General features: G+C 64.0%; 15 protein-coding genes. 9 read left to right on the top strand and 6 right to left on the bottom strand.

Features of this window, described 5'->3' with window-relative positions:
- Positions 1-67 precede the first annotated feature (67 nt).
- Positions 68-1,297, top strand: a complete 1,230-nt coding sequence (locus LHL23_RS02530; RefSeq protein ID WP_226428680.1) for an N-acetylmuramoyl-L-alanine amidase — start codon at positions 68-70, stop codon at positions 1,295-1,297.
- Positions 1,298-1,474: 177 nt separating this feature from the next.
- Entirely contained in the window at positions 1,475-3,976 is a 2,502-nt protein-coding gene (locus LHL23_RS02525) for a penicillin-binding protein 1A (protein ID WP_226428679.1), read from the top strand.
- Here LHL23_RS02525 and LHL23_RS02520 read toward each other — a convergent pair.
- Positions 3,970-5,952 carry a Hint domain-containing protein gene (locus LHL23_RS02520; protein WP_226428678.1) on the bottom strand — a complete coding sequence of 661 codons (1,983 nt, stop codon included), beginning with the start codon at positions 5,950-5,952 and terminating at the stop codon, positions 3,970-3,972. The two genes, LHL23_RS02525 and LHL23_RS02520, sit on opposite strands and share 7 nt — an antisense overlap.
- Before the next feature lie 224 nt (positions 5,953-6,176).
- Here LHL23_RS02520 and prfB point away from each other — a divergent pair, with 224 nt between their 5' ends.
- The 3 genes from prfB (at position 6,177) to LHL23_RS02505 (ending at position 9,830) form a co-directional block, all read left to right on the top strand.
- Positions 6,177-7,304 (top strand): peptide chain release factor 2, encoded by a 1,128-nt coding sequence (gene prfB, locus LHL23_RS02515; RefSeq protein WP_222475231.1) that lies wholly within the window; start codon positions 6,177-6,179, stop codon positions 7,302-7,304.
- Positions 7,305-7,493: 189 nt separating this feature from the next.
- Positions 7,494-8,903: a calcium-binding protein gene (locus LHL23_RS02510; RefSeq protein ID WP_319005195.1), complete on the top strand. Its 1,410-nt coding sequence runs from the start codon at positions 7,494-7,496 to the stop codon at positions 8,901-8,903.
- Between the two features lie 156 nt (positions 8,904-9,059).
- Complete coding sequence (locus LHL23_RS02505; protein ID WP_226428677.1) at positions 9,060-9,830, top strand: DUF2189 domain-containing protein; 771 nt, start codon at positions 9,060-9,062, stop codon at positions 9,828-9,830.
- A 2-nt stretch (positions 9,831-9,832) separates the two neighbouring features.
- Here LHL23_RS02505 and LHL23_RS02500 read toward each other — a convergent pair whose 3' ends face one another.
- A complete protein-coding gene (locus LHL23_RS02500) occupies positions 9,833-10,630 on the bottom strand; it encodes a helix-turn-helix domain-containing protein (protein WP_226428676.1) in 798 nt (265 codons plus the stop codon).
- 235 nt (positions 10,631-10,865) lie between these two features.
- Here LHL23_RS02500 and LHL23_RS02495 point away from each other — a divergent pair, with 235 nt between their 5' ends.
- Positions 10,866-11,219 (top strand): hypothetical protein, encoded by a 354-nt coding sequence (locus tag LHL23_RS02495; RefSeq protein ID WP_226428675.1) that lies wholly within the window; start codon positions 10,866-10,868, stop codon positions 11,217-11,219.
- A 30-nt stretch (positions 11,220-11,249) separates the two neighbouring features.
- Here the strand turns inward: LHL23_RS02495 and ilvN are convergent, their stop codons facing one another.
- Both ilvN and LHL23_RS02485 read right to left on the bottom strand, forming a co-directional pair.
- On the bottom strand, positions 11,250-11,810 hold the full coding sequence (gene ilvN, locus LHL23_RS02490; RefSeq protein WP_222475237.1) for an acetolactate synthase small subunit: 561 nt from the start codon (positions 11,808-11,810) through the stop codon (positions 11,250-11,252).
- Positions 11,811-11,897: 87 nt separating this feature from the next.
- Positions 11,898-13,649 carry an acetolactate synthase 3 large subunit gene (locus tag LHL23_RS02485; protein ID WP_226428674.1) on the bottom strand — a complete coding sequence of 584 codons (1,752 nt, stop codon included), beginning with the start codon at positions 13,647-13,649 and terminating at the stop codon, positions 11,898-11,900.
- A 404-nt stretch (positions 13,650-14,053) separates the two neighbouring features.
- On the opposite strand from LHL23_RS02485, the gene LHL23_RS02480 reads away from it, so the two are divergent.
- Entirely contained in the window at positions 14,054-14,905 is an 852-nt protein-coding gene (locus tag LHL23_RS02480; protein WP_226428673.1) for a HalD/BesD family halogenase, read from the top strand.
- A gap of 157 nt (positions 14,906-15,062) precedes the next feature.
- The gene (locus tag LHL23_RS02475; RefSeq protein WP_226428672.1) at positions 15,063-16,211 is read left to right on the top strand and encodes a lytic murein transglycosylase; all 1,149 of its coding nucleotides are present in this window, start codon (positions 15,063-15,065) and stop codon (positions 16,209-16,211) included.
- Between the two features lie 20 nt (positions 16,212-16,231).
- On the opposite strand, the gene LHL23_RS02470 is transcribed toward LHL23_RS02475, so the two are convergent.
- Together LHL23_RS02470 and LHL23_RS02465 are read right to left on the bottom strand one after the other, a co-directional pair.
- Positions 16,232-16,876, bottom strand: a complete 645-nt coding sequence (locus tag LHL23_RS02470) for a response regulator transcription factor (RefSeq protein ID WP_226428671.1) — start codon at positions 16,874-16,876, stop codon at positions 16,232-16,234.
- Between the two features lie 54 nt (positions 16,877-16,930).
- Complete coding sequence (locus tag LHL23_RS02465) at positions 16,931-18,358, bottom strand: cache domain-containing protein (RefSeq protein ID WP_226428800.1); 1,428 nt, start codon at positions 18,356-18,358, stop codon at positions 16,931-16,933.
- A gap of 283 nt (positions 18,359-18,641) precedes the next feature.
- Between LHL23_RS02465 and LHL23_RS02460 the strand changes: the two genes are divergently transcribed.
- A complete protein-coding gene (locus LHL23_RS02460) occupies positions 18,642-19,724 on the top strand; it encodes a TRAP transporter substrate-binding protein (protein ID WP_222475242.1) in 1,083 nt (360 codons plus the stop codon).
- Positions 19,725-19,800: the final 76 nt, after the last annotated feature.

Below are 19,800 nucleotides of genomic sequence, written 5' to 3'. Positions count from 1 at the left end.
TTCCATCCCTTGGCAAATTGCCTAGTCTGCCGGCCAAAAGGGCCGGCAGGCCGGGCAAGAGGCAGAAATGGGCAGACTGATCGCACTCACCGCATTGATCTGGGCCTTGGCGGCAGGCGCCTGGGCGCAATCCGGCAGCAGCAGCTTCAGCGGCCTGGCGCGCATTGACGCCGCCGCCAGCCATGTGCGGGACGCCGGGCAGGGGGCAGAGATCACACTGGGTCTCAGCCAGGGGGTGCCGTACAGGCTGTTCACCCTGGCGGAGCCGCCGCGGCTGGTGTTGGATTTCCAGGAGGTCGACTGGAGCGGGCTGGCGGCCGGAAAGCTGTTGCAGGGCGACCGGATCACTGCTGCGCAATTCGGCACCTATGTGCCCGGCTGGTCGCGGCTGGTGCTGCAACTGGCGGAACCGATGAAGGTCGCCAGCGCCGCGATGCACGTGGACCAGGTGACAGCAGCGGCCAGCCTTGCGGTGACGCTGGAACCGGCCACGGCAGAGCAATTTGCCGCCAGTGCCGGTGCGCCGCAGGATCCGCGCTGGGACCTGCCCGCGCCGGAGGTGATCGAAGGCAAGGCTGAGCGGGACGAGAATGCGCCGCTCTTGGTAATGCTGGACCCGGGCCACGGCGGCATTGATCCCGGCGCCGAGACCGAGGTCGTCGTTGAAAAGCACCTGATGCTGCAGTTCGCCCGAGAACTGGGCGAGGCGCTGGTGCGCTCCGGCCAGTTCACGGTGCAGATGACCCGCAACGACGACTATTTCGTCTCGCTGGAGCGGCGCATTGCGCTGGCGCATCAGGCCGGGGCGGATGTCTTCATCTCGCTGCACGCCGACACCATTTCCGAGGGCCGCGCGCATGGCTCCACCGTCTATACGCTGTCCAAGGACGCCTCGGATGCCGCCTCGGCCAAGCTGGCGGAGCGGCACCTGCGCGGCGATCTGCTGTCGGGCACCGACCTCAGCCAGGCGGACGATGGGGTGACCAGCGTGATGCTGGACTTGGCCCGGCAGGAAACCCAGCCCCGCAGCGACGCGCTGGCGGCGGCGCTGATCGGCGGCCTGCGCGCGCAAGGGCAGCCGATCAACAACCGGCCGCTGCGCTCTGCCGGGTTTTCGGTGCTGAAATCGGCCGATATCCCGTCGGTGCTGGTGGAGATCGGCTTTCTGTCCAGCAAGCGCGACCTGAAGAATCTGGTGGATGCAGAGTGGCGGGCCAAGGCGGCCCGCGGCATCCTGAACGGGCTGATCACCTGGCGCGCCCAGGATGATGCGCGCCGCGCGCTGGTGCGGCAGTAGGGCGGCAATCGGCGTTTTCGCGCCGGTTTGGCCGCCTGCCGCGCAAATCGCGGCAACCCGGGGTGAAAACTGGTAGGATTTTCCCACCCTTCCAGGCGAAGAACATCTGTTTCCCGTTTTGACGCGGGCGTTTGCCGTCCCTATATAGGCGGCACTCCGCGTGAAAGGCCAAACTCCGTGCTCAGGTTCATCTTCTCCTTCTTCGGCTCCATTTTCAGCACCATCACCCTGGGCGTGGCAATGGTGGCGCTGACCATCGGGGCGGTGTTCTGGATCTACGGGCGCGACCTGCCGAGCCATGAGTCGCTGGCGCAGTACCAGCCGCCGACAATCAGCCGGATCTATTCCGGCGAGGGGCACCTGATCGACGAATTCGCCAAGGAGCGCCGCCTGTTCACCCCGTCGGATGAAATTCCGGATCTGGTGAAACAGGCTTTCATCTCGGCAGAGGACAAGAATTTCTACAGCCACTCCGGCTACGACGCGCGCGGCATCGCGGCTGCCGCGATCGAGGCGGTGCGCTCGCGCGGGAAGAACGTGCGCGGCGCCTCCACCATCACCCAGCAGGTTATGAAGAACTTCCTGTTGTCCGGCGATCGCCGGGCCGAGCGCAAGATCAAGGAGATCATCCTCGCCACCCGGCTGGAGGAAACGCTCGACAAGGAACGGATCCTGGAACTGTACCTGAACGAGATATTCCTGGGCCAGAACTCCTATGGCGTGACCGCGGCGGCGCAGACCTATTTCAACAAGACACTGAGCGAGCTGGAACCGCATGAGGCGGCCACCCTGGCCTCGATGCCCAAGGCGCCGTCCGACTATCATCCGGTGCGCCAGAAGGACCGCCTGCTGGCGCGGCGCAACTACGTGCTGCGGGAAATGCGCGAGAACGGCTACATCTCCGGGGACGTCTATGAGGTCGAAGTGGCGCAGCCGCTGCGCTCCGTTCAGAACGGCGATTTCGAGGCGTTCCGCACCGCGCTGCCGCCGCGCGATTATTTCACCGATGAAATCCGCCGCCAGCTGACCGAGGATTTCGGCGAGGGCGAGTTCTTCACCGGCGGCTTTACCGTGCGGGCGACCATCGATCACGACATGCAGGCCGAGGCCGCGCTGGCGATGCGCGGGGGCCTGGAGAAATACGACCGCTCGCGCGGGCAATGGCGCGGCACAGGGGTGACGCTGGCCGAAGAGCAGCTGAAGGATGAGGCAACCTGGCGCGAGGCACTGGCAAATGCCGATGTTTCCCGGGATATCGTGCTGGGCGGCCGCTGGTATCCGGCGGTGGTGCTGGAGGTCGGCAGCGAAAACCTGACCGTCGGCGTCGAGCACAGCGAAGGAACCGGCACGGTGCCGCGCTCCGACATCAAGTGGATGAAAGGCGGCTTTGCCGAGAATTTCGCCCGCGGCGATGTGGTGCTGGTGCGGGCCGAGAAGAATGACGATGCCTTCAGCCACTGGTCGCTGCGCCAGGTGCCCGAGGTCCAGGGCGGCTTTGTCGCGATGGACGTGAACTCCGGCCGGGTTCTGGCGATGCAGGGCGGTTTCTCCTACCAGCATTCGGTGTTCAACCGCGCGACCCAGGCGATGCGCCAGCCTGGCTCCAGCTTCAAGCCGTTTGTCTATGCGGCGGCGCTGGACAGCGGCTACAGCCCGGCGACCATCGTCGTCGACGCCCCAATTGAGATCAACACGCCGCAGGGCCTGTGGCGGCCCAAGAACTCCACCAACAAGTTCTACGGGCCGACGCCGCTGCGCACCGGCATCGAGATGAGCCGGAACCTGATGACCATCCGCCTGGCGCAGGAGGTCGGGATGCCGGTTGTGGCGGGCTATGCCGAACGGTTCGGCGTCTATGACAACATGGGGCCGTTCCTGGCCAACTCGCTGGGCGCAGAGGAAACCACGCTCTACAAGATGGTCGCGGCCTATGCGATGTTCGCCAACGGCGGCGAGCGGGTGCAGCCGACGCTTGTGGACCGGGTGCAGGACCGCTTCGGCAAGACCATCTACCGCCACGACGACCGCGACTGCGTCGACTGTGCCGACCCGGCGCTGGCGCCGGGCCAGCCGCCGCGCATCGTCACCGACCGCGAGCAGGTGATGGATCCGGTCACCGCTTATCAGCTGACCTCGATGATGAAGGGCGTGGTTGATCGCGGCACCGCGTCGAGCGTGATTAACCTGCCGGTGCCCACTGCGGGCAAGACCGGCACCACCAACGATTCCCGGGACGTGTGGTTCGTGGGCTTCACCTCCAACATTGTGGCCGGCTGCTACATGGGCTTTGACCAGCCCCGCCCGATGGGCCGCGGCGCCTATGGCGGCACCATGTGCGGCCCGGTGTTCCAGCAGTTCATGACCAAGGCGGTGGAGAAATTCGGCGGCGGCCCGTTCGAAGTGCCGGAAGGTGGCCATTTCATCAAGATCGACCGCTACACCGGCGCGCGCCTGCCTGACAACGCTTCTGGCGCCTATGTGGTCTCCGAGTATTTCCGCGACGGTGCAGAGCCGATCTTCGGCCTCACCTACGACGGCGGTTTTGCCATGGGGTCGAACCTGCCGCTGATCGAAGAGGTGCAGCAGTCGGGCCGCAAGGTCACCACCTCCAGCGGCGGCACCGCGGTGCTGGGCCCCAAGGCCACTTTCGGCACCGTCAGTTCCGGCGGGCTTTACTGAAGCAGCAGTGCCGCTTCGTGGCGGCTGGCGCAGAGGCGGGCAGTCTGTCCGCCTTCGCCGCTGTGCCAGCGCAAATCCGGCAGGATGCGGAACAGCTCTTCGCGCACGGGATCTTCCAGCGCCGAGACCGCCTGAACCCCTGGATGGAAGCTCTCTGACGGGGCGCCTTCGGCATAGATGATCTCATGCTGGCCGAACAGCACATGCACATAGGTGACCGTGCCGCCGGGCTCGCGCCGGATGGAGCGGTCATTGAGCATATGAAGAGCCGAAACCAGCACCTCGCTTTCGCCGAACAGCAGGCTGGCCTGGGAGCCGCTGAACAACATCCGGTGCTGCGGCGAGACCAGGAGGTCGCGTTCAGCCCCGAACTGGCCGGCCGCGATGCGGATGGGGGCCAGGTTGCCCGCCGCGCGCACCGTTGACTGGCTGATCCAGCGCACCGGCTGCATGCCGTTGTCACGGGTCATCACCAGATCGCCAGGGCGCAGGCTCTCGATGGCACGCAGCCCGGCGATGGTGGCAATGCGGGTGCCTGCCGTGAAGCAGATGATGTTCTCGATGCCGGAGAAATGGACGGTGCTGCCGTCCAGCAGCGTTGCAGTGCCTGTCTTGCTGCCGCCGGTGTCATCGGTGATGACCAGGCTGCCCGTGTCGAGCTGGCCGTTGAAATCCAGCGTGTCGCCGACGGTTTCGCCGTCGTCTCCGCCCACGATGGTGACATCGCCGGTGATGAAGGCCTCGTCGGACTGAATCGTGAAATAGTCGTCGCCCGCGCCGCCGCTGGCGGAATCGCCTTCACCCGCGAAAATGCTGTCGTCGCCCGCGCCGCCGTCCAGCGTGTCGGCGCCGCCGCCGCCGGATATCGTGTCATTGCCGCCCTGGCCATAGATCACATCACTGCCGTCGCCGCCGTCGATGCTGTCGTCGCCGTCGGCTGGGGTTTCCGGCGGCACTGTGAAGGTGATGTCGGTGACCATGTAGTCGGAGCCGTCGGTGCCGTCGGTCTGCAGATTGGCGGACAGCACCAGCCGGTCAAAGGGGCCGTATCCGCTGATGTCCACCGTGCCGGTGCCGGAGCCGGGCGTATCCTCGGTAAAGTCGCCCTCGGCTACCAGAACGCCGTCGTTGTAGATCGCCCAGTGGCCCTCCTCGCCGTAGCCGTCGCTATAGAGGTGCTTGAACGAGAAACTGGCGTCGGTCGTGTCCTGGTCGAAGTCGACGATGAGTTCTTCCGAAACCCCGGACGCCTTGTCATAGCCGATCTGTTCGTAGACGCCGGGGCTGTCGGTATCCGAAATTGCCCCGGCAACGCCAAACCCGCCATCGTAATAGTCGATGTTGGCCGCGCTGGCATTGCCGGAGATGTCCTTAGCGATGACCGTGAAGCCGCTGCTGGTGTCGGTGACGTTGGAGGTGGAGATGCTTTGCTGAGAGCTGCTCAGCCCGGCCTCTGAGCTGCTGTCGCCATAGATGGTGTCATCGCCGCTGCCGCCTGCCAGGTTGTCGCCGCCGGCGCCGCCGAACACCATGTCATTGTCGGCGCCGGCATCAACGGTGTCGTCTCCGGCGCCCGCTTCTACCGTGTCCTGGTTGCCGGAAGCGCCGCCGCCGCTGCCGTTGTCGATCTGGTCACCGTCGCTGTCGGTATAACTGCTGTCGATCAGGTCGCCGCCGCTGGTGCCTTCGACCGGGCCGTCGGTGTCGGTATAGGCAGGCGGGTTGTTTGCGCTTGCCGATTCCATCGTATCGACAGGCCCGTAGTCGGGCACGAAATAGACATTGCCGTCGGTGCCGAGGTAGTAGTCGCCGGGCTCAGCCTGGTTGGAGTAGTAGTTGCCGCCGGCCCAGCCGCTCCAGGTCCAGTTGCCCGCGCCGAGGGTCTGGTCTGTGGTGAATGAGGAATAGGTGGAGGTAATCGTATCGCCGTGACCGAGCGATCCGTCTCCAAGCTGAACAAGATAGCCGCTAGGCATGATCCCGATTCCCCAATTTCACGGCGGGCAGGCGGCCCGCGTGTGCCAAGCTTCAAAGTCAAGCTGACCGCGTTAAATTGGCGTATTTTTACGGGTGGATAATGTGCGGCATTTTAGATGGATGTTCCAACGCTCCCGGCAAGCGTGGGCACAGCCTCCCCGCTTGCCCGCGGCGCAAGGGTGGTTTATCACGCAAGCCTGATCTCAGATTGCAAGGACCTCCCATGCGCGCGGAAACCCAGAACATCGTTGCGGACATCGAGAAATCGCTGGAGCTGCTGGCCCAGCGGATGAACTGGGAAACCGCCGAATACCGGCTGGAGGAGTTCAACGCGCGGGTCGAGGACCCCAATCTTTGGGACGATCCCGAGGCGGCGCAGAAGCTGATGCGCGAGCGCCAGGCGCTGGTGGACTCGATCGAGACCTACAAGGGCATCCAGCAGGATCTGTCCGACAACATCGAGCTGATCGAACTGGGCGAGATGGAAGACGACGCCGAGGTCGTCAAGGATGCCGAGGCGGCGCTGGCGGCGCTCAAGGACAAGGCGGCCGAGAAAGAGCTGGAAGCGCTGTTGGACGGCGAGGCCGATGCCAATGACACCTTCCTGGAGATCAACGCAGGCGCCGGCGGCACTGAAAGCTGCGACTGGGCCTCGATGCTGGCGCGGATGTATGTGCGCTGGGCCGAGAAGAAGGGTTACAAGGTCGAGCTGCAGTCCGAGAGCGCAGGCGACGAGGCGGGCATCAAGTCCGCCGCCTACAAGATTTCCGGCCACAACGCCTACGGCTGGCTGAAATCGGAGAGCGGCGTGCACCGGCTGGTGCGCATTTCGCCCTATGACTCGGCGGCCAAGCGGCACACCTCCTTCAGCTCGGTCTGGGTCTATCCAGTGGTGGACGACAATATCGAGATCGAGGTGAACCCGGCCGATATCCGCGTCGACACCTACCGGTCCTCGGGCGCGGGCGGCCAGCACGTCAACACCACCGACTCGGCGGTTCGGATCACCCACATCCCGACCGGCATCGTGGTGACCTCCTCGGAGAAATCGCAGCACCAGAACCGCGACATCGCCATGAAGGCGCTGAAATCGCGCCTCTACCAGATGGAGCTGGACCGCCGCAACGCCGAGATCAACGCCGCCCACGAGGCCAAAGGCGACGCCGGCTGGGGCAACCAGATCCGCTCCTACGTGCTGCAGCCCTACCAGATGGTGAAGGACCTGCGCACCCAGCATGAGACCTCTGACACCAAGGGGGTGTTGGACGGCGATCTGGACGGTTTCATGGCCGCAACCCTGGCGCTCAATGTTTCCGGCAAGAGCCGGGCGGATGCACAGTCCGAGGACTGATCCGCCGCCGCGGCTTAACTTCCGCATGTTTTCTGCCGAGCCTCAGGGGCGCCGCCCTGAGGCTCTTTTTCCGTGCGCATTCATAAATCTGTCTACCTCTGGTAAACTAAACTTGCGGTTTTTGTGAATTGTTTCCAATTCCGGAACCGCTGTTAAAGATTTCAATCAGTTAATGAGAGAGACGGTGCCATGGCCGATGTTGAGTTGAATCTGACCTTTGACGGTGAAACAGAAATTCCCCGGCGCGAGGGGCAAAGCGCGGTCGCGTGGGACAACAGGTTCCTGAACACCTACAACGTCTTTGAAGGGGACGCCGATAACCGCTTGGTTGTGGATATCGACCTGACTGGAGAGGACTGGACGGCCAAGATCGTCCGCTTTGGCGACGCCGCCGAATCCAATCTGACGCGGATCACGGACGCCGACAACGGCGCGGACCGCCGGATCGACTATCTGGAAGTCGGCTACAACTCCGAGGTTGAGCTGGACACCACCCGGGTCCGGCAAATCAACGGCTGGGGCGGTGAGCGGCACAAGGTCACGCTGGGCAACAATCAGGAGGGAAGCACCTTTTCCATTTTCCTGTTGGCCGAGGAGAACATCCTGACCACGGGCAATGCGCATGTCTTCAGCATCCAGACCGGTCTTGGCAGCAGTGATGCTGACCGGGCCAAGGGCGATGTGATCACCATCGGCACGGGCGGCGCCGGGACCGTGCGCACAGGGGCGGGGGACGACAAGGTGGTGATACGCAAAGGGTTTGCTGAATATGTCAGCACTTCAAGCGGCGATGACACGGTGATTGTGGGCGCCAGCGGCGCCGGCGTTGTCCGGACCGGAGACGGCAAGGATACAATCCGCACCGGAACGGAATGGGTTGAACTGATCTCTGCCGGCGGCGGCAACGATACGGTGGTGATCGGCACCGGCGGCGGCGCTGTGGTCCGGCTGGGCAGCGGCCGGGACCTGCTGAAGGTTTCGGAAACCGATCCGGGTCTCGGGCTGCACATCAGCGGCGGAAGCGGGAAGGACACTGTGGATTTCTCGAAGTTTTCCGCCGGCGTCGTGGTGTCGCTGAATCTCGATGGCGCGTGGCAGAACCCCGGTGCGCCGGGCGGGAAACTCGGCGCTGACGGCAGCGGGTTCTTTCAGCTGTCGGGGGTAGAAAATCTGGCGGGCACCGCAAAGGGAGACAAGCTGACAGGGGATGGCGGTGCCAACCTGCTGTCGGGCAAGGGCGGCAACGACCGGCTCTTTGGCCTTGCGGGAGCCGACACGCTGAATGGCGGCGGCGGCAATGACCGGCTGACTGGCGGCGCCGGCGGCGACACGCTGAACGGCGGCGGCGGCAATGACACGCTCACCGGCGGCAGCGGTACAGACACCTTTGTCTTTGGTCCCGGCGGCGGCGATGATCTGGTCAGGGATTTTGCCGATGGCACCGATCTTTTGCAGATACAGGGACACAGCGGCGGGTTCGCCAGCCTGGCGATCACCGATGACAGCGGCGACCGCCTGATCACCCATGACGGCGGCACCATCCGGCTGGACGGCGACGCGGGGCTTGGCCTGACCGCTGATGACTTTGCCTTTGTCTGACAGCAGGCTGCAGTAAACTGGCAGGCGCATGGGGGTGCCGGAACGGCGGGCTGCCGGCCGGGCAATGCCCGCCAAACATATATTCAGGAGGCATTTTTAAGTGGCTGGTTCGCGGTTAGGCTGGCAAAAAGACAAAAAGAGGGAGGAGTATCCGCGATGACATCTGAAAAGCCCTTTGGCGTGCCGCCGCTGAAACCGGTCACGACGCCGATGCTGTTCGAGGCGCTGCGCCGGGGCTGGGCCGATTTCCTCAAGAAGCCGCTCTACGGGCTGTTCTTCGCCGCGGTTTATGTCCTGGCGGGCTGGATGATGGCCTGGATCACCGTGCGCACGGGCACCACTTACTGGCTGGTGCTGGCGGCTATCAGCTTCCCGCTGATCGGCCCGTTCGCCGCGGTTGGGCTTTATGAGGTCTCGCACCGGCTGGAGCAGGGCCGGGGCATTGCTGTCGGCCGGATCCTGGGGGTGGTGCTGCAGCAGAGCCGCCGCCAGCTGCCGTCTATCTGCGCCATCATCATTGTGGTGTTCCTGTTCTGGTTCTTCCTCGGCCACATGATCTTTGCCTTGTTCATGGGCCATGCCACCATGACCAATGTCTCCACCTCGGCGGAGGTGTTCCTGACAGCCAATGGGCTGACCATGCTGGCCGTCGGCACCGTGGTCGGCGCGCTGTTTGCGCTGCTGCTTTACATGATCACGGTGATATCGCTGCCGCTCTTGCTGGACCGCGAGGTTGATTTCGTGACCGCGATGATCACCAGTTTCCAGTATGTGCAGCAGAACTTCGTGGTGATGATGATCTGGGCAGCGCTGATCGCTGCCGCCACCTTTGCTGCTTTGCTGCCCTGGTTCCTGGGGCTGTTCCTGGTGCTGCCGCTGCTTGGCCACGCCACTTGGCACATCTATCGCCAAGCTGCCGCTGATTAGCGTCAGCGGAAGGGCTGGCCAGTCTGCAGCAGGCGCCGGTGGAAGGGCAGAAGAGCCTCTTCATCGGCAAATCCGACGCTGCGGGCGGCGGCCAGAACCTGCCCGGTGTCGCGGCCGAGGTGCTCATAGACCATCCGCGTCACCCGTTCCCCGGTTCCGCCTTCGCGGACGGTGCGGGCGACGTAGCCGCACCAGAAGTTGTTTTCCAGCGAGGCCACCCGCGCCAGGTAGTTGAAGGAGTAGGTCATCGACTTGCGGCGGGCGATGACAAAGGCGACGCCGTCCTCATGGCCGCTGATGTAGCCGCGGAACTCGCGCACGGCCGGGGTGGACGGCAGGCCCTGGCTCAGCATCGCCTCCTTGGCCTCGAAGCCCTTGATATAAGTCACGCCTGCGTCGCGGAACACGTAGACCAGGCCGATCACGAACTTGTCCTCGTTGATGAAGCTGCGGCGGGTAAAGCGGTAGAAGCCGGCCGGAAAGAATTCCTCGCTCAGCTGCTGCACGCCATGGCCCAGGAAATCCGCCAGGTAGGCGCCGTTGATAACCTGCCCGGCTTTGGAAAGGCTTTCCACCGGGTCCAGGAGAATGCGGGCGTCAACGTCAAAGAAACGGCAAATGCGGTCCAGAACGTCCGGCCGGGGAAAACTCTCGCCGGAGAGATACCGGTTGAATTGGGTGCGGTTGATGCCAAGCTGGCGCGACAGTTCGGAAATCGACGGGAATTGCCGCGCCAATAGACGCAGGTTGGCGCCAAACATGTTCCGCAAGTCGGCCGGAGAGCGGTTCTGGCTGTTCATTCTGGTTCCTGTCGGTTCTGCTTTTACGCAGGATTTGTCCCGCTTGCCGGTGGTTTATGCGAATTTGCTGCACCAGTAAGGCAAGCCTTGCTGCTGGCTGCAGCCACTGCTGTCGCTAATTAACGTCAAAAGGCTAGTTGAACTGACACAAATTGCAATAGGACAGGCCGCTTTTTATCGTGTTGGCGTCAGTCTATTTGTTTCAGAATTAACTTGGGGCAAAACGAGGACTGGTATGATTGGAGTCATTTTATGGAGTGACGATCCCCTCACAAAAGCCGTGATCTGGTGTGATGATCAGGGGGATCTTGCTTTTTTCACAAATAAAGCCGGTGCCGATTTTGGGGAGCTGCATCCTGGTGACTGGGTTGAGTTCGACATCAGGCTGAGCGACAGCCTGCGGATTGCCGAAAACCTTACCGTTCTGGCCGAACAGGGCAGCCCGGGGCTGGCAGATCAGCTGAGCGCATCGGCAGGCTGCGGCAAGGAAGCTGACGCTGCCCCGCAGGGGCAGACGGTTGTCCCGTTCCCGATGCAGGCAGCAGAAAAGCGGCGCGTTTCCGCACCGCTTCAGGTCATTCGGAGCTAACGCCGGCCCGGCTGCGGGCCGGCATAGGAGTCAGTTGCCGCGCAGAAGGGCGGCAACACCGGTGCGGGCGATCTCGCTCAGCCCCAGCGGACGCATCAGATCGGCAAAGGCATCGATTTTTTCCGGTGCGCCGGTGATCTCAAACACAAAGCTGTTCAGCGTGCTGTCGACCACATTGGCACGGAAGATATCCGCCAGCCGCAGCGCTTCGACGCGCTTGTCGCCTTCGCCCGCCACTTTCAGGATTGCCAGCTCGCGCTCCACCGCGGCGCCTTCGACCGTCAGGTCATGCACGTCGCGGACCGAGACGATGCGGCCCAGCTGCGCCTTGATCTGCTCGATCACCTGCGGGGTGCCGGTGGTGACGATGGTGATGCGCGATAGATGGCCGGTATGGTCCACCTCCGCCACGGTGAGGCTTTCGATGTTGTAGCCGCGGCCCGAGAACAACCCGATGACGCGGGCCAGAACCCCGGGTTCGTTTTCCACCAGCACCGCAATGGTATGGCGCTCCTGCACGTCCGAGAACGTCGGGCGCAGGTTGTAGGCGGAGTGGCGGGTGGAGCCTTTTTTGATATGCAGGGCAGACATTCGTGGTCTTCCTCTCGTATGTCGCTGCCAGGAAAATTTGGATTTTCCTGGCAAATTTCTTCGTAGAAATTTGCGGCGCCGCCGCGGTTACACCAGCACTGCGCCGCCGGCCTGGATGACGCCCTGCGTCTCGGCCTCGCCCAGCAGCATCTCGTTGTGCGCCTTGCCCGACGGGATCATTGGGAAGCAGTTCTCGTGCTTTTCGACCAGGCAGTCGAAGATCACCGGCCCGTCGTAATTGATCATTTCCATGATCGCGTCATCCAGGTCAGCGGGGTCGCTGACGCAGATGCCCTTGCAGCCGAAGGCTTCGGCAAGCTTCACGAAATCGGGCAGCGCCTCGGACCAGCTGTGGCTGTAGCGCTCGCCGTGCAGCAGCTCCTGCCACTGGCGCACCATGCCCAGGCGCTCGTTGTTGAGGATGAACTGCTTCACCGGCAGGCGGAACTGCACCGCAGTGCCCATCTCCTGCATGTTCATCAGCCATGAGGCTTCGCCTGCGACGTTGATCACCAGCGCGTCCGGATGCGCCATCTGGGCGCCGATCGAGGCCGGAAAGCCATAGCCCATGGTGCCGAGTCCCCCGGAGGTCATCCAGCGGTTCGGATCCTCAAAGCCCAGGTACTGTGCCGCCCACATCTGGTGCTGGCCGACCTCGGTGGTGACATAGCGGTCGCGGTCCTTGGTCAGCGCCTCAAGGCGCTGCAGCGCGTACTGCGGCTTGATGGTCTTTTCCGAGTTCTTGAACGACAGGCAGTTTATCGCGCGCCATTCATTGATCTGCTTGTGCCATTTCTCCAGCGCCTCGCGGTTCACCTTGCGGCCGCGCGACTTCCAGACCTTCAGGATGTCCTCCAGCACATGGGCAACATCGCCGACAATCGGGATATCGACCCGGATCACCTTGTTGATCGAGGAGGGGTCGATGTCGATATGCGCCTTTTTCGATTTCGGGCTGAAGGCGTCGATGCGGCCGGTGATGCGGTCGTCGAAACGGGCGCCGATGTTGATCATCAGGTCGCAGCCGTGCATCGCCATGTTGGCCTCGTAAAGCCCGTGCATCCCCAGCATCCCCAGCCAGTTCTTGCCCGAGGCCGGATAGGCGCCAAGCCCCATCAGGGTCGAGGTGACCGGAATGCCGGTGCCGTCCACCAGTTCGCGCAGCAGCTGGCTGGCCGCGGTGCCGGAGTTGATGACGCCGCCGCCGGTATAGAACACCGGGCGCTTGGCCTTTTCGATGGCCTCGACCAGCTCTGTGATCGCCTCCATGTCGCCCTTGACCTGCGGCTGGTAATGGGAAACCGAGGGTTTCGGCGCCTGATATGTGCCGTTGGCGAATTGAACGTCCTTGGGGATGTCGACCAGAACCGGGCCGGGGCGGCCGGACTTGGCGACATGGAACGCCTCGTGCAGGGTGCCGGCCAGCGCATCGGTGTCCTTGACCAGCCAGTTGTGCTTGGTGCAGGGGCGGGTGATGCCAACGGTATCGGCCTCCTGGAAGGCGTCGGAGCCGATCATGAAGGTCGGCACCTGGCCGGTCAGAACCACGATCGGGATCGAGTCCAAGAGCGCATCGGTGAGGCCGGTCACCGCATTGGTGGCGCCGGGGCCGGAGGTCACCAGGACAACACCGGGCTTGCCGGTGGAGCGGGCATAGCCTTCGGCGGCGTGGACCGCGCCCTGTTCATGCCGGACCAGCACGTGGCGGATGTCATTTTGCAGAAAGATCTCGTCATAGATCGGCAGCACGGCGCCGCCTGGGTATCCGAAGACTACGTCCACACCCTGATCCTTCAGGGCTTGGACAACCATCTTTGCGCCGGTCATTTCACGTGTCATCTGCTTTTTGCTCCAATTGGCGGCATCGTCCGTTACGCATAAAAAAAGCCCCCGATTTTCATTCGGAGGCGCATGGGTTCGATTATGGTCTACCGTTACCGGCCCATGCGCTTGGTTCCTACGATTACGACTAGGGTGGTCACTGCCACAGGCTCCTTCTTGCGTTGCGGGCGACATTATGTCTGCCGGACAGGGGCGTCAACCGCGAAAGCTGTCAAAAAACACCGGTTCAGGGACATTTTCTTGCTTGCGGACCGGGGTGCGGCGAAATTTCCGCGAAAGTGACGGCGCGTGCCAGTGCGGATTCGTTCAAAACCGGCATGCCCGTGTCCCGTTTGTGCCAGATCGCCCTAGCGCCAGCAGGCAAGCTCATCCCAAAAGAGGCGACAGGGAAGGACTTGGACATGGCTGAACTTGCGGAACTGGTGGACCTGGGGCGCTATCCGATCGACAGGCCGGGGTCGCCGGCCTATGCGCGGATGATGTCAGATCTGCAAAGCGAGCTGGAAGCCGACGGCTGCGCGGTGCTGCCGGGCTTTGTGCACCAGGACGGCATCGGCAAGCTGGTTGCGGAAGCTGATTCCGTGTCGGATCAGGGGCATAAGTCGTTCAGCCGCACCAATGCCTATTTCTCCAAGGACGATCCGTCGCTGCCGGAGAGCCACCCGGTGCGTCAGTTCTATGACCGCTCCAATGCCTTCATTCCAGCGGACAATTTCGGCGCCGGCAGCCCGCTGCGGACAATTTACGAGTTTCCCGGCTTCATGCCCTTCATCCGCGAGGCGCTGGGGGAGCCGGAAGACCGCTTCTTCCGTTATGACGATCCGCTGGCCGATGTGATCATCAACATGGTGGAGGAGGGCGACGGCTTTCCCTGGCATTTCGACACCAACAACTACACGGTGACGCTGGCGATCCAGAACGGCGACGCGGGCGGCGATTTCGAATACGCGCCTATGCTGCGCACCCCCACGGATGAAAACTACGATAGCGTGGCGCGGGTGCTGGCAGGCGGCTCGCCCTTGGTGCGCAGGCTGGTGCTGCAGCCGGGAGATCTGCAGATTTTCCGCGGCCGTTATTCGCTGCACCGTGTGGCCCCGGTGGCAGGCCCGCGCAGGCGCTACGTCGGCATCTTCTCCTTTGTCGAGACAGAGGGCATGTGCGGCGGAGTGGAGCGCACCAGGCAGCTTTACGGCCGGGTGCTGCCGCATCACTACGAGCGCGAGGGACTGCGCGCCGACGCGCTGCGCGATTGAAAAGGCGGCCTGCTGCCGCTTGATGCCGCCTTGGCCCTGTCTGCGGCGGGACTTCGCTGTGGCGGATTCCCGCCCCTTGGCGGCCTGCGTTGTTTCTGGCAGCCTATTTGCAAACGCCCTGCTTCAACGGGCGCAACAAAACAGAACGGGCAGCAGCATGAGAATCACACGTCGCCACTTCGGATTCGGTCTGGCCGCCTTCGGGCTGGCGGCCTGCAGCACCGCGGTGCCCTCCGGCAGCGGCCCCAGCGGCACCACCGGCCTGCCTGCGGACCTGCGCCCGGTGCCCAATGCAGGCTACGACGCCTGGGTCGCGTCCTTCCGCACACGGGCCGAGGCCAGAGGCATTTCGGGGTCCACCCTGCGTGCCGCCTTCCGCGGCGCGGGGTATCTGCCGGGTGTCATCAAGCGCGACCGCAACCAGACCGAGTTCAAACGCTCGCTGGAGGATTACCTCTCCATCGCCGTCTCGGACGAGCGCCTGAGCAAGGGGCGTGCCGCCTTTACCCGGCACCAGTCCACCCTGCGCACGCTGGAGCGCACCTATGGCGTCGATGCGGAAATCATCTGCGCGATCTGGGGGCTGGAGAGCTTCTTCGGCGAGCGCCGCGGCAACGTGCCGGTGATCTCCGCCACCTCGACGCTGGCCTATGACGGGCGGCGCGGGGCGTTCTTCGAAAAGCAGCTGCTGGCGGCGCTGAAGATCCTGCAAAACGGTGACATCACGCCCGCCCGGATGACCGGCAGCTGGGCCGGCGCCATGGGGCATACTCAGTTCATCCCGACATCGTATCAGGCCTTTGCGGTGGATTTCACCGGTGACGGCCGCCGCGATATCTGGTCGGAGGATCCGACTGATGCGCTGGCCTCAACCGCCGCTTACCTGCAGCGCAACGGCTGGACGCGAGGCATGAAATGGGGGGGCGAGGCCGGGGCGCCGGGCACGCCTTCGGGGCGCAGCCTGCAGCCGCAGGCAGGCGGGCCGGTGTTTTCGGTCACCAGCAATTTCAACGCGATCAAGCGCTACAACAACTCGGATTCCTACGCCATCGGGGTGGGCCATCTGGCTGACCGCATTGCCGGCGGCGGGCCGCTGCGCACCGGTTTCCCGCCGGACAAATACGGGCTGACCAAGGACGACCGCATCCTGCTGCAAAAACGGCTGACCGCACGCGGTTTCGATACCGGCGGCGCCGACGGGGTGCTGGGGCCGAAAAGCCGGGCGGCGATCAGCGCCTACCAGTCCAGCCGCGGCCTGCCGGCGACCGGCGACCCGTCCCCGGCGCTGCTGGCCAGCCTCGGCTAAGGCCGCCGCGCACCGGCGCCTCAGAACCCGGCGCCGGTGCCCTGCAGCACGCCATGCTCCAGCGCATAGCGGGTGAGGCCGGCAGTGGAGGAGATGCCCAGCTTGCGCTTGATGTTCTTGCGGTGGGTCTCAACGGTGCGGACCGAGATATCAAGCACTTGCGCAACTTCCTTGTTGGACTTGCCCTGCGCCAGCTCCAGCAGGATGGTCTGCTCGCGCCCGGTCAGCGCCTCGCGGCTGTTGCCGTCCTTCGGCTTCAGCGAGCCTTCAGCGCCGGTGCAGAGGTAGGTCTGGCCTTCCATCACCGCGTCAATCGCCTGCTTGATCTCTTCCGTCGGCACATCCTTCAGCACATAGCCCATGGCGCCGTGGCTGAGCGCGGTGGAGATATATTCGGCGCTGTCATGCATCGACAGGATCAGGATGCGGGTGCCGGGGTGCTGTTCCAGGATGATCTCGGTGGCGCTGAGGCCGCCGAGCTTGGGCATGTTCAGATCCATCAGCACCACGTCAGGCGCCAGGCGGCCCATCTGCTCCACCGCGTCGCGCCCATCGGTCAGGGAGCCGACAACCTCGATGTCGTCGTAGCTTTCCAGGATCGACTGGATGCCCTCGGCCACCATCGGGTGGTCATCCACGATCAGAACTTTCACCGGATCAGCCATCATTCCCCCGATGCAGCTTTCCATTCATCCAAAGGCCGCCGCAGCCTCCTCCGGTCACGGCAATTGCGCAGGTGTGCCTTCCTCGCCCGGCGGCAGCAGGTGGCTCAGCGGCAGGCTGGCCTCGATCACCGTGCCGCTCTGGGTGCCCCGTGATGACAGAATGCGCAAGGTTCCGTCAAGCTGCTCGATCCGCTCCTGCATATTGCGCAACCCGATCCCCGGCCCGCTGCGGGCATCGCGCGGCGGCAGGCCGCGGCCGTTGTCGGAAATCCGCATGGTGGCGCCGCGGGTGTGGCCGCGCAGGTCGATGCTGACCCTGGTCGCCTCGGCGTGGCGCTCGATATTGGTCAGCGCCTCCTGCGCAATGCGATACAGCGCGATCTTGGAATCCTGGTCCAGCCGGTTGCGGAACACCACGGTGGAAAACTCGGTCTCGATGCCGGTGCGGGCGGCGAAATCGTCCGTCAGCGCCTTCAGCGCCGGCCCCAGCCCGAGGTCGTCCAGCACGCCGGGGCGCAGGTCGCGGCTGATCCGGCGCACTTCCGTAATGGCGGTCAGCAGGCTCTCGGTTCCTTTTTCCAGTGGCGCCGCCGCGCCTTCGCCGTCGCCGCGCGACAGGCGGCGGCGGGTGTTGTCCAGCGCGTAGCGCACCCCCACCAGCAGCTGGCTGATGCCGTCATGCAGCTCCCGCGCCACCCGGCCGCGCTCTTCCTCCTGGGCATCGAACACCCGCTGGGTCAGCTCCTTCAGCTTGGCATCCGCCAGCCGCCGCTCGCGTATGTTCAGGAACATGCCGGAGGCAAAGACCAGCACCAGCGATGTCAGCGTGATCGCCCCGATATACAGGAAGGTGCGCCGCACCCGCGCCTCCACTTCCGCCCGCGAGGCGGCAACCGTGGCCAGCACATCGTCGATGAAGACCCCGGTGCCGATCGCCCATTGCCAGTCCTGCAGGCCCAGCACATAGGCGATCATCTGCGCCTCTTCGCCGGTGGAGGGTTTTTCCCAGGTGAAGCTGTGCCAGCCGGCGCCGTCGCGGGCCAGGCGGATGAACTCATCCACCACCGGCACGCCCGCGCTGTCGGTCAGGCCCGCCCAGTTGCGGTTGATGAATTCGGTCTGCCGCGGGCTCACCAGGTTGGTGCCGTCGTAGTCGTAGACGAAAAAGAACCCGTCCTTGCCGTAGATCATCGCGCTGAGGATCTGGGTGACCTGTTCCTTGGCCGCCGCGTCATCCGGCGCCGCCAGGCCGTAGATGTGGGCAAAACCGTTGCGCGCCTGGGTGACGTAATTGCGCAGCTCCGCTTTCTTGGCTTCCAGCAGCTGCATCTCCAGCGCCTGGATCTCGCGCTCTGCCAGGCTGCGCGACTGGTAGCCCACCAGCACCGCGATGGCGGTGCCGGCCACGATCAGCGGCAGGGTCATCAGCAGCGACAGCTTCTGCGCGTAGGTGGGGCGCAGCAGGGCGTGAAACAGGCGCATCGGCACTCCGCAGCAATTGGTCAGAATCGTGTACCGAATCATTGCCCAGCCGCCCAGCGGAATCAAACAGGGCAGGGCGGATTACCCTTGATGCGGGAGTGTGCATTGTTCGCTACCCGCCTGAAATGCGTGCGATTTGCTGCGAAAACCGGCAAAAACGTTCCGTTCTACGCAGTACTAGGTATTCACATAAAATCCGCTGCCGCTAGGCTGACCGGACTCGAACCGATCCGCCCCGGGGGGACCCAGGGGCAATCCGAATTGATAATGGGAGGAATAATTAATGGATCGCCGTTCTTTCTTGAAAACATCCGCGCTGGGCGGGACCGCGGCAGCAGCCAGCACCCTGGCGGCTCCGGCCTATGCCCAGGGCAACCGCACCCTGACCATGGTTACCACCTGGGGCCGCGGTCTGGCAGGCGTGCATGACTCGGCGCAATTCGTGGCCGACACCATCACCGCAATGTCCGACGGCACCCTGACCGTTGACGTGAAAGCCGCAGGCGAGCTGGTCGGCGCGTTCGAAGTGTTCGACGCCGTGACCGCGGGCCAGGCCGACATGTACCACGCCGCTGACTATTACTTCGTCAGCCAGCATCCGGGCTATGCCTATTTCACCGCCGTGCCGTTCGGCATGACCCCGCAGGAACTGGTGAACTGGTACTACCACGGCGACGGCCACGCGCTGCATGACGAGCTGGGCCAGATCTTCGGCCTCAAGTCCTTCATCGGCGGCAACACCGGCCCGCAGGCCGGCGGCTGGTTCAACAAGGAAATCAAAGGCCCCGAGGACTTCAACGGCCTCAAGTTCCGGATGCCGGGCCTGGGCGGCAAGGCGCTGGGCAAGCTGGGCGCCTCGGTGCAGAACATCCCGGGCTCCGAAGTGTATCAGGCGCTGTCCTCCGGCGCGATCGACGGCACTGAATGGATCGGCCCCTGGGCGGACGAGAAGGCCGGTTTCCAGGAAATCACCAAGACCTACTACACCGCCGGCTTCCACGAGCCGGGCGCGGCGCTGTCGGTTGCCACCAACCGCGAAGTGTTCGAAGGCCTGTCGCCTGCCCATCAGAAGATCATCGAGATGGCATCGGCCGCCGGCCACCAATGGAGCCTGGCGCAGTTCATGAACAACAACGGTGCAGCGCTGCAGCGCCTGCAGTCCGGCGGTGTGAAGACCCTGGAATTCCCCGACAGCGTCTGGGATGCCTTCGGTGCAGCCACCAAAGAAACCCTGGACGAGTTCATGGGCGACGAGCTGTTCGCAAAGATCCGCGGCAGCGTCGAAGCATCGATGAAAGCCTCCTCCGGCTGGATCACCAAGTCCGAAGGCGCCTACCGCGTTCAGCGCGACCGCGTCCTGGGCTGATCTGCCTGACCGGCATCAACCGGATCCTCCGCTGACAGGCGGGGGATCCTTTTCCAGTTGCGTGACGCGGGCAGTC

It is taken from the genome of Leisingera sp. McT4-56, assembly GCF_020514995.1.
GTDB classification, from domain to species: Bacteria; Pseudomonadota; Alphaproteobacteria; order Rhodobacterales; family Rhodobacteraceae; genus Leisingera; species Leisingera aquaemixtae_A.
This window is presented reverse-complemented; position numbering and strand designations above follow the sequence as displayed.

Excerpts from the sequence above, each read along its gene's own strand:
- LHL23_RS02530 (WP_226428680.1), top strand. The coding sequence starts at position 68 with ATGGGCAGACTGATCGCACTCACCGCATTGATCTGGGCCTTGGCGGCA.
- LHL23_RS02520 (WP_226428678.1), bottom strand. The coding sequence starts at position 5,952 with ATGCCTAGCGGCTATCTTGTTCAGCTTGGAGACGGATCGCTCGGTCAC.
- prfB (WP_222475231.1), top strand. The coding sequence starts at position 6,177 with ATGCGCGCGGAAACCCAGAACATCGTTGCGGACATCGAGAAATCGCTG.
- LHL23_RS02510 (WP_319005195.1), top strand. The coding sequence starts at position 7,494 with ATGGCCGATGTTGAGTTGAATCTGACCTTTGACGGTGAAACAGAAATT.
- LHL23_RS02505 (WP_226428677.1), top strand. The coding sequence starts at position 9,060 with ATGACATCTGAAAAGCCCTTTGGCGTGCCGCCGCTGAAACCGGTCACG.
- LHL23_RS02500 (WP_226428676.1), bottom strand. The coding sequence starts at position 10,630 with ATGAACAGCCAGAACCGCTCTCCGGCCGACTTGCGGAACATGTTTGGC.
- LHL23_RS02495 (WP_226428675.1), top strand. The coding sequence starts at position 10,866 with ATGATTGGAGTCATTTTATGGAGTGACGATCCCCTCACAAAAGCCGTG.
- ilvN (WP_222475237.1), bottom strand. The coding sequence starts at position 11,810 with ATGTCTGCCCTGCATATCAAAAAAGGCTCCACCCGCCACTCCGCCTAC.
- LHL23_RS02485 (WP_226428674.1), bottom strand. The coding sequence starts at position 13,649 with ATGACACGTGAAATGACCGGCGCAAAGATGGTTGTCCAAGCCCTGAAG.
- LHL23_RS02480 (WP_226428673.1), top strand. The coding sequence starts at position 14,054 with ATGGCTGAACTTGCGGAACTGGTGGACCTGGGGCGCTATCCGATCGAC.
- LHL23_RS02475 (WP_226428672.1), top strand. The coding sequence starts at position 15,063 with ATGAGAATCACACGTCGCCACTTCGGATTCGGTCTGGCCGCCTTCGGG.
- LHL23_RS02470 (WP_226428671.1), bottom strand. The coding sequence starts at position 16,876 with ATGGCTGATCCGGTGAAAGTTCTGATCGTGGATGACCACCCGATGGTG.
- LHL23_RS02465 (WP_226428800.1), bottom strand. The coding sequence starts at position 18,358 with ATGCGCCTGTTTCACGCCCTGCTGCGCCCCACCTACGCGCAGAAGCTG.
- LHL23_RS02460 (WP_222475242.1), top strand. The coding sequence starts at position 18,642 with ATGGATCGCCGTTCTTTCTTGAAAACATCCGCGCTGGGCGGGACCGCG.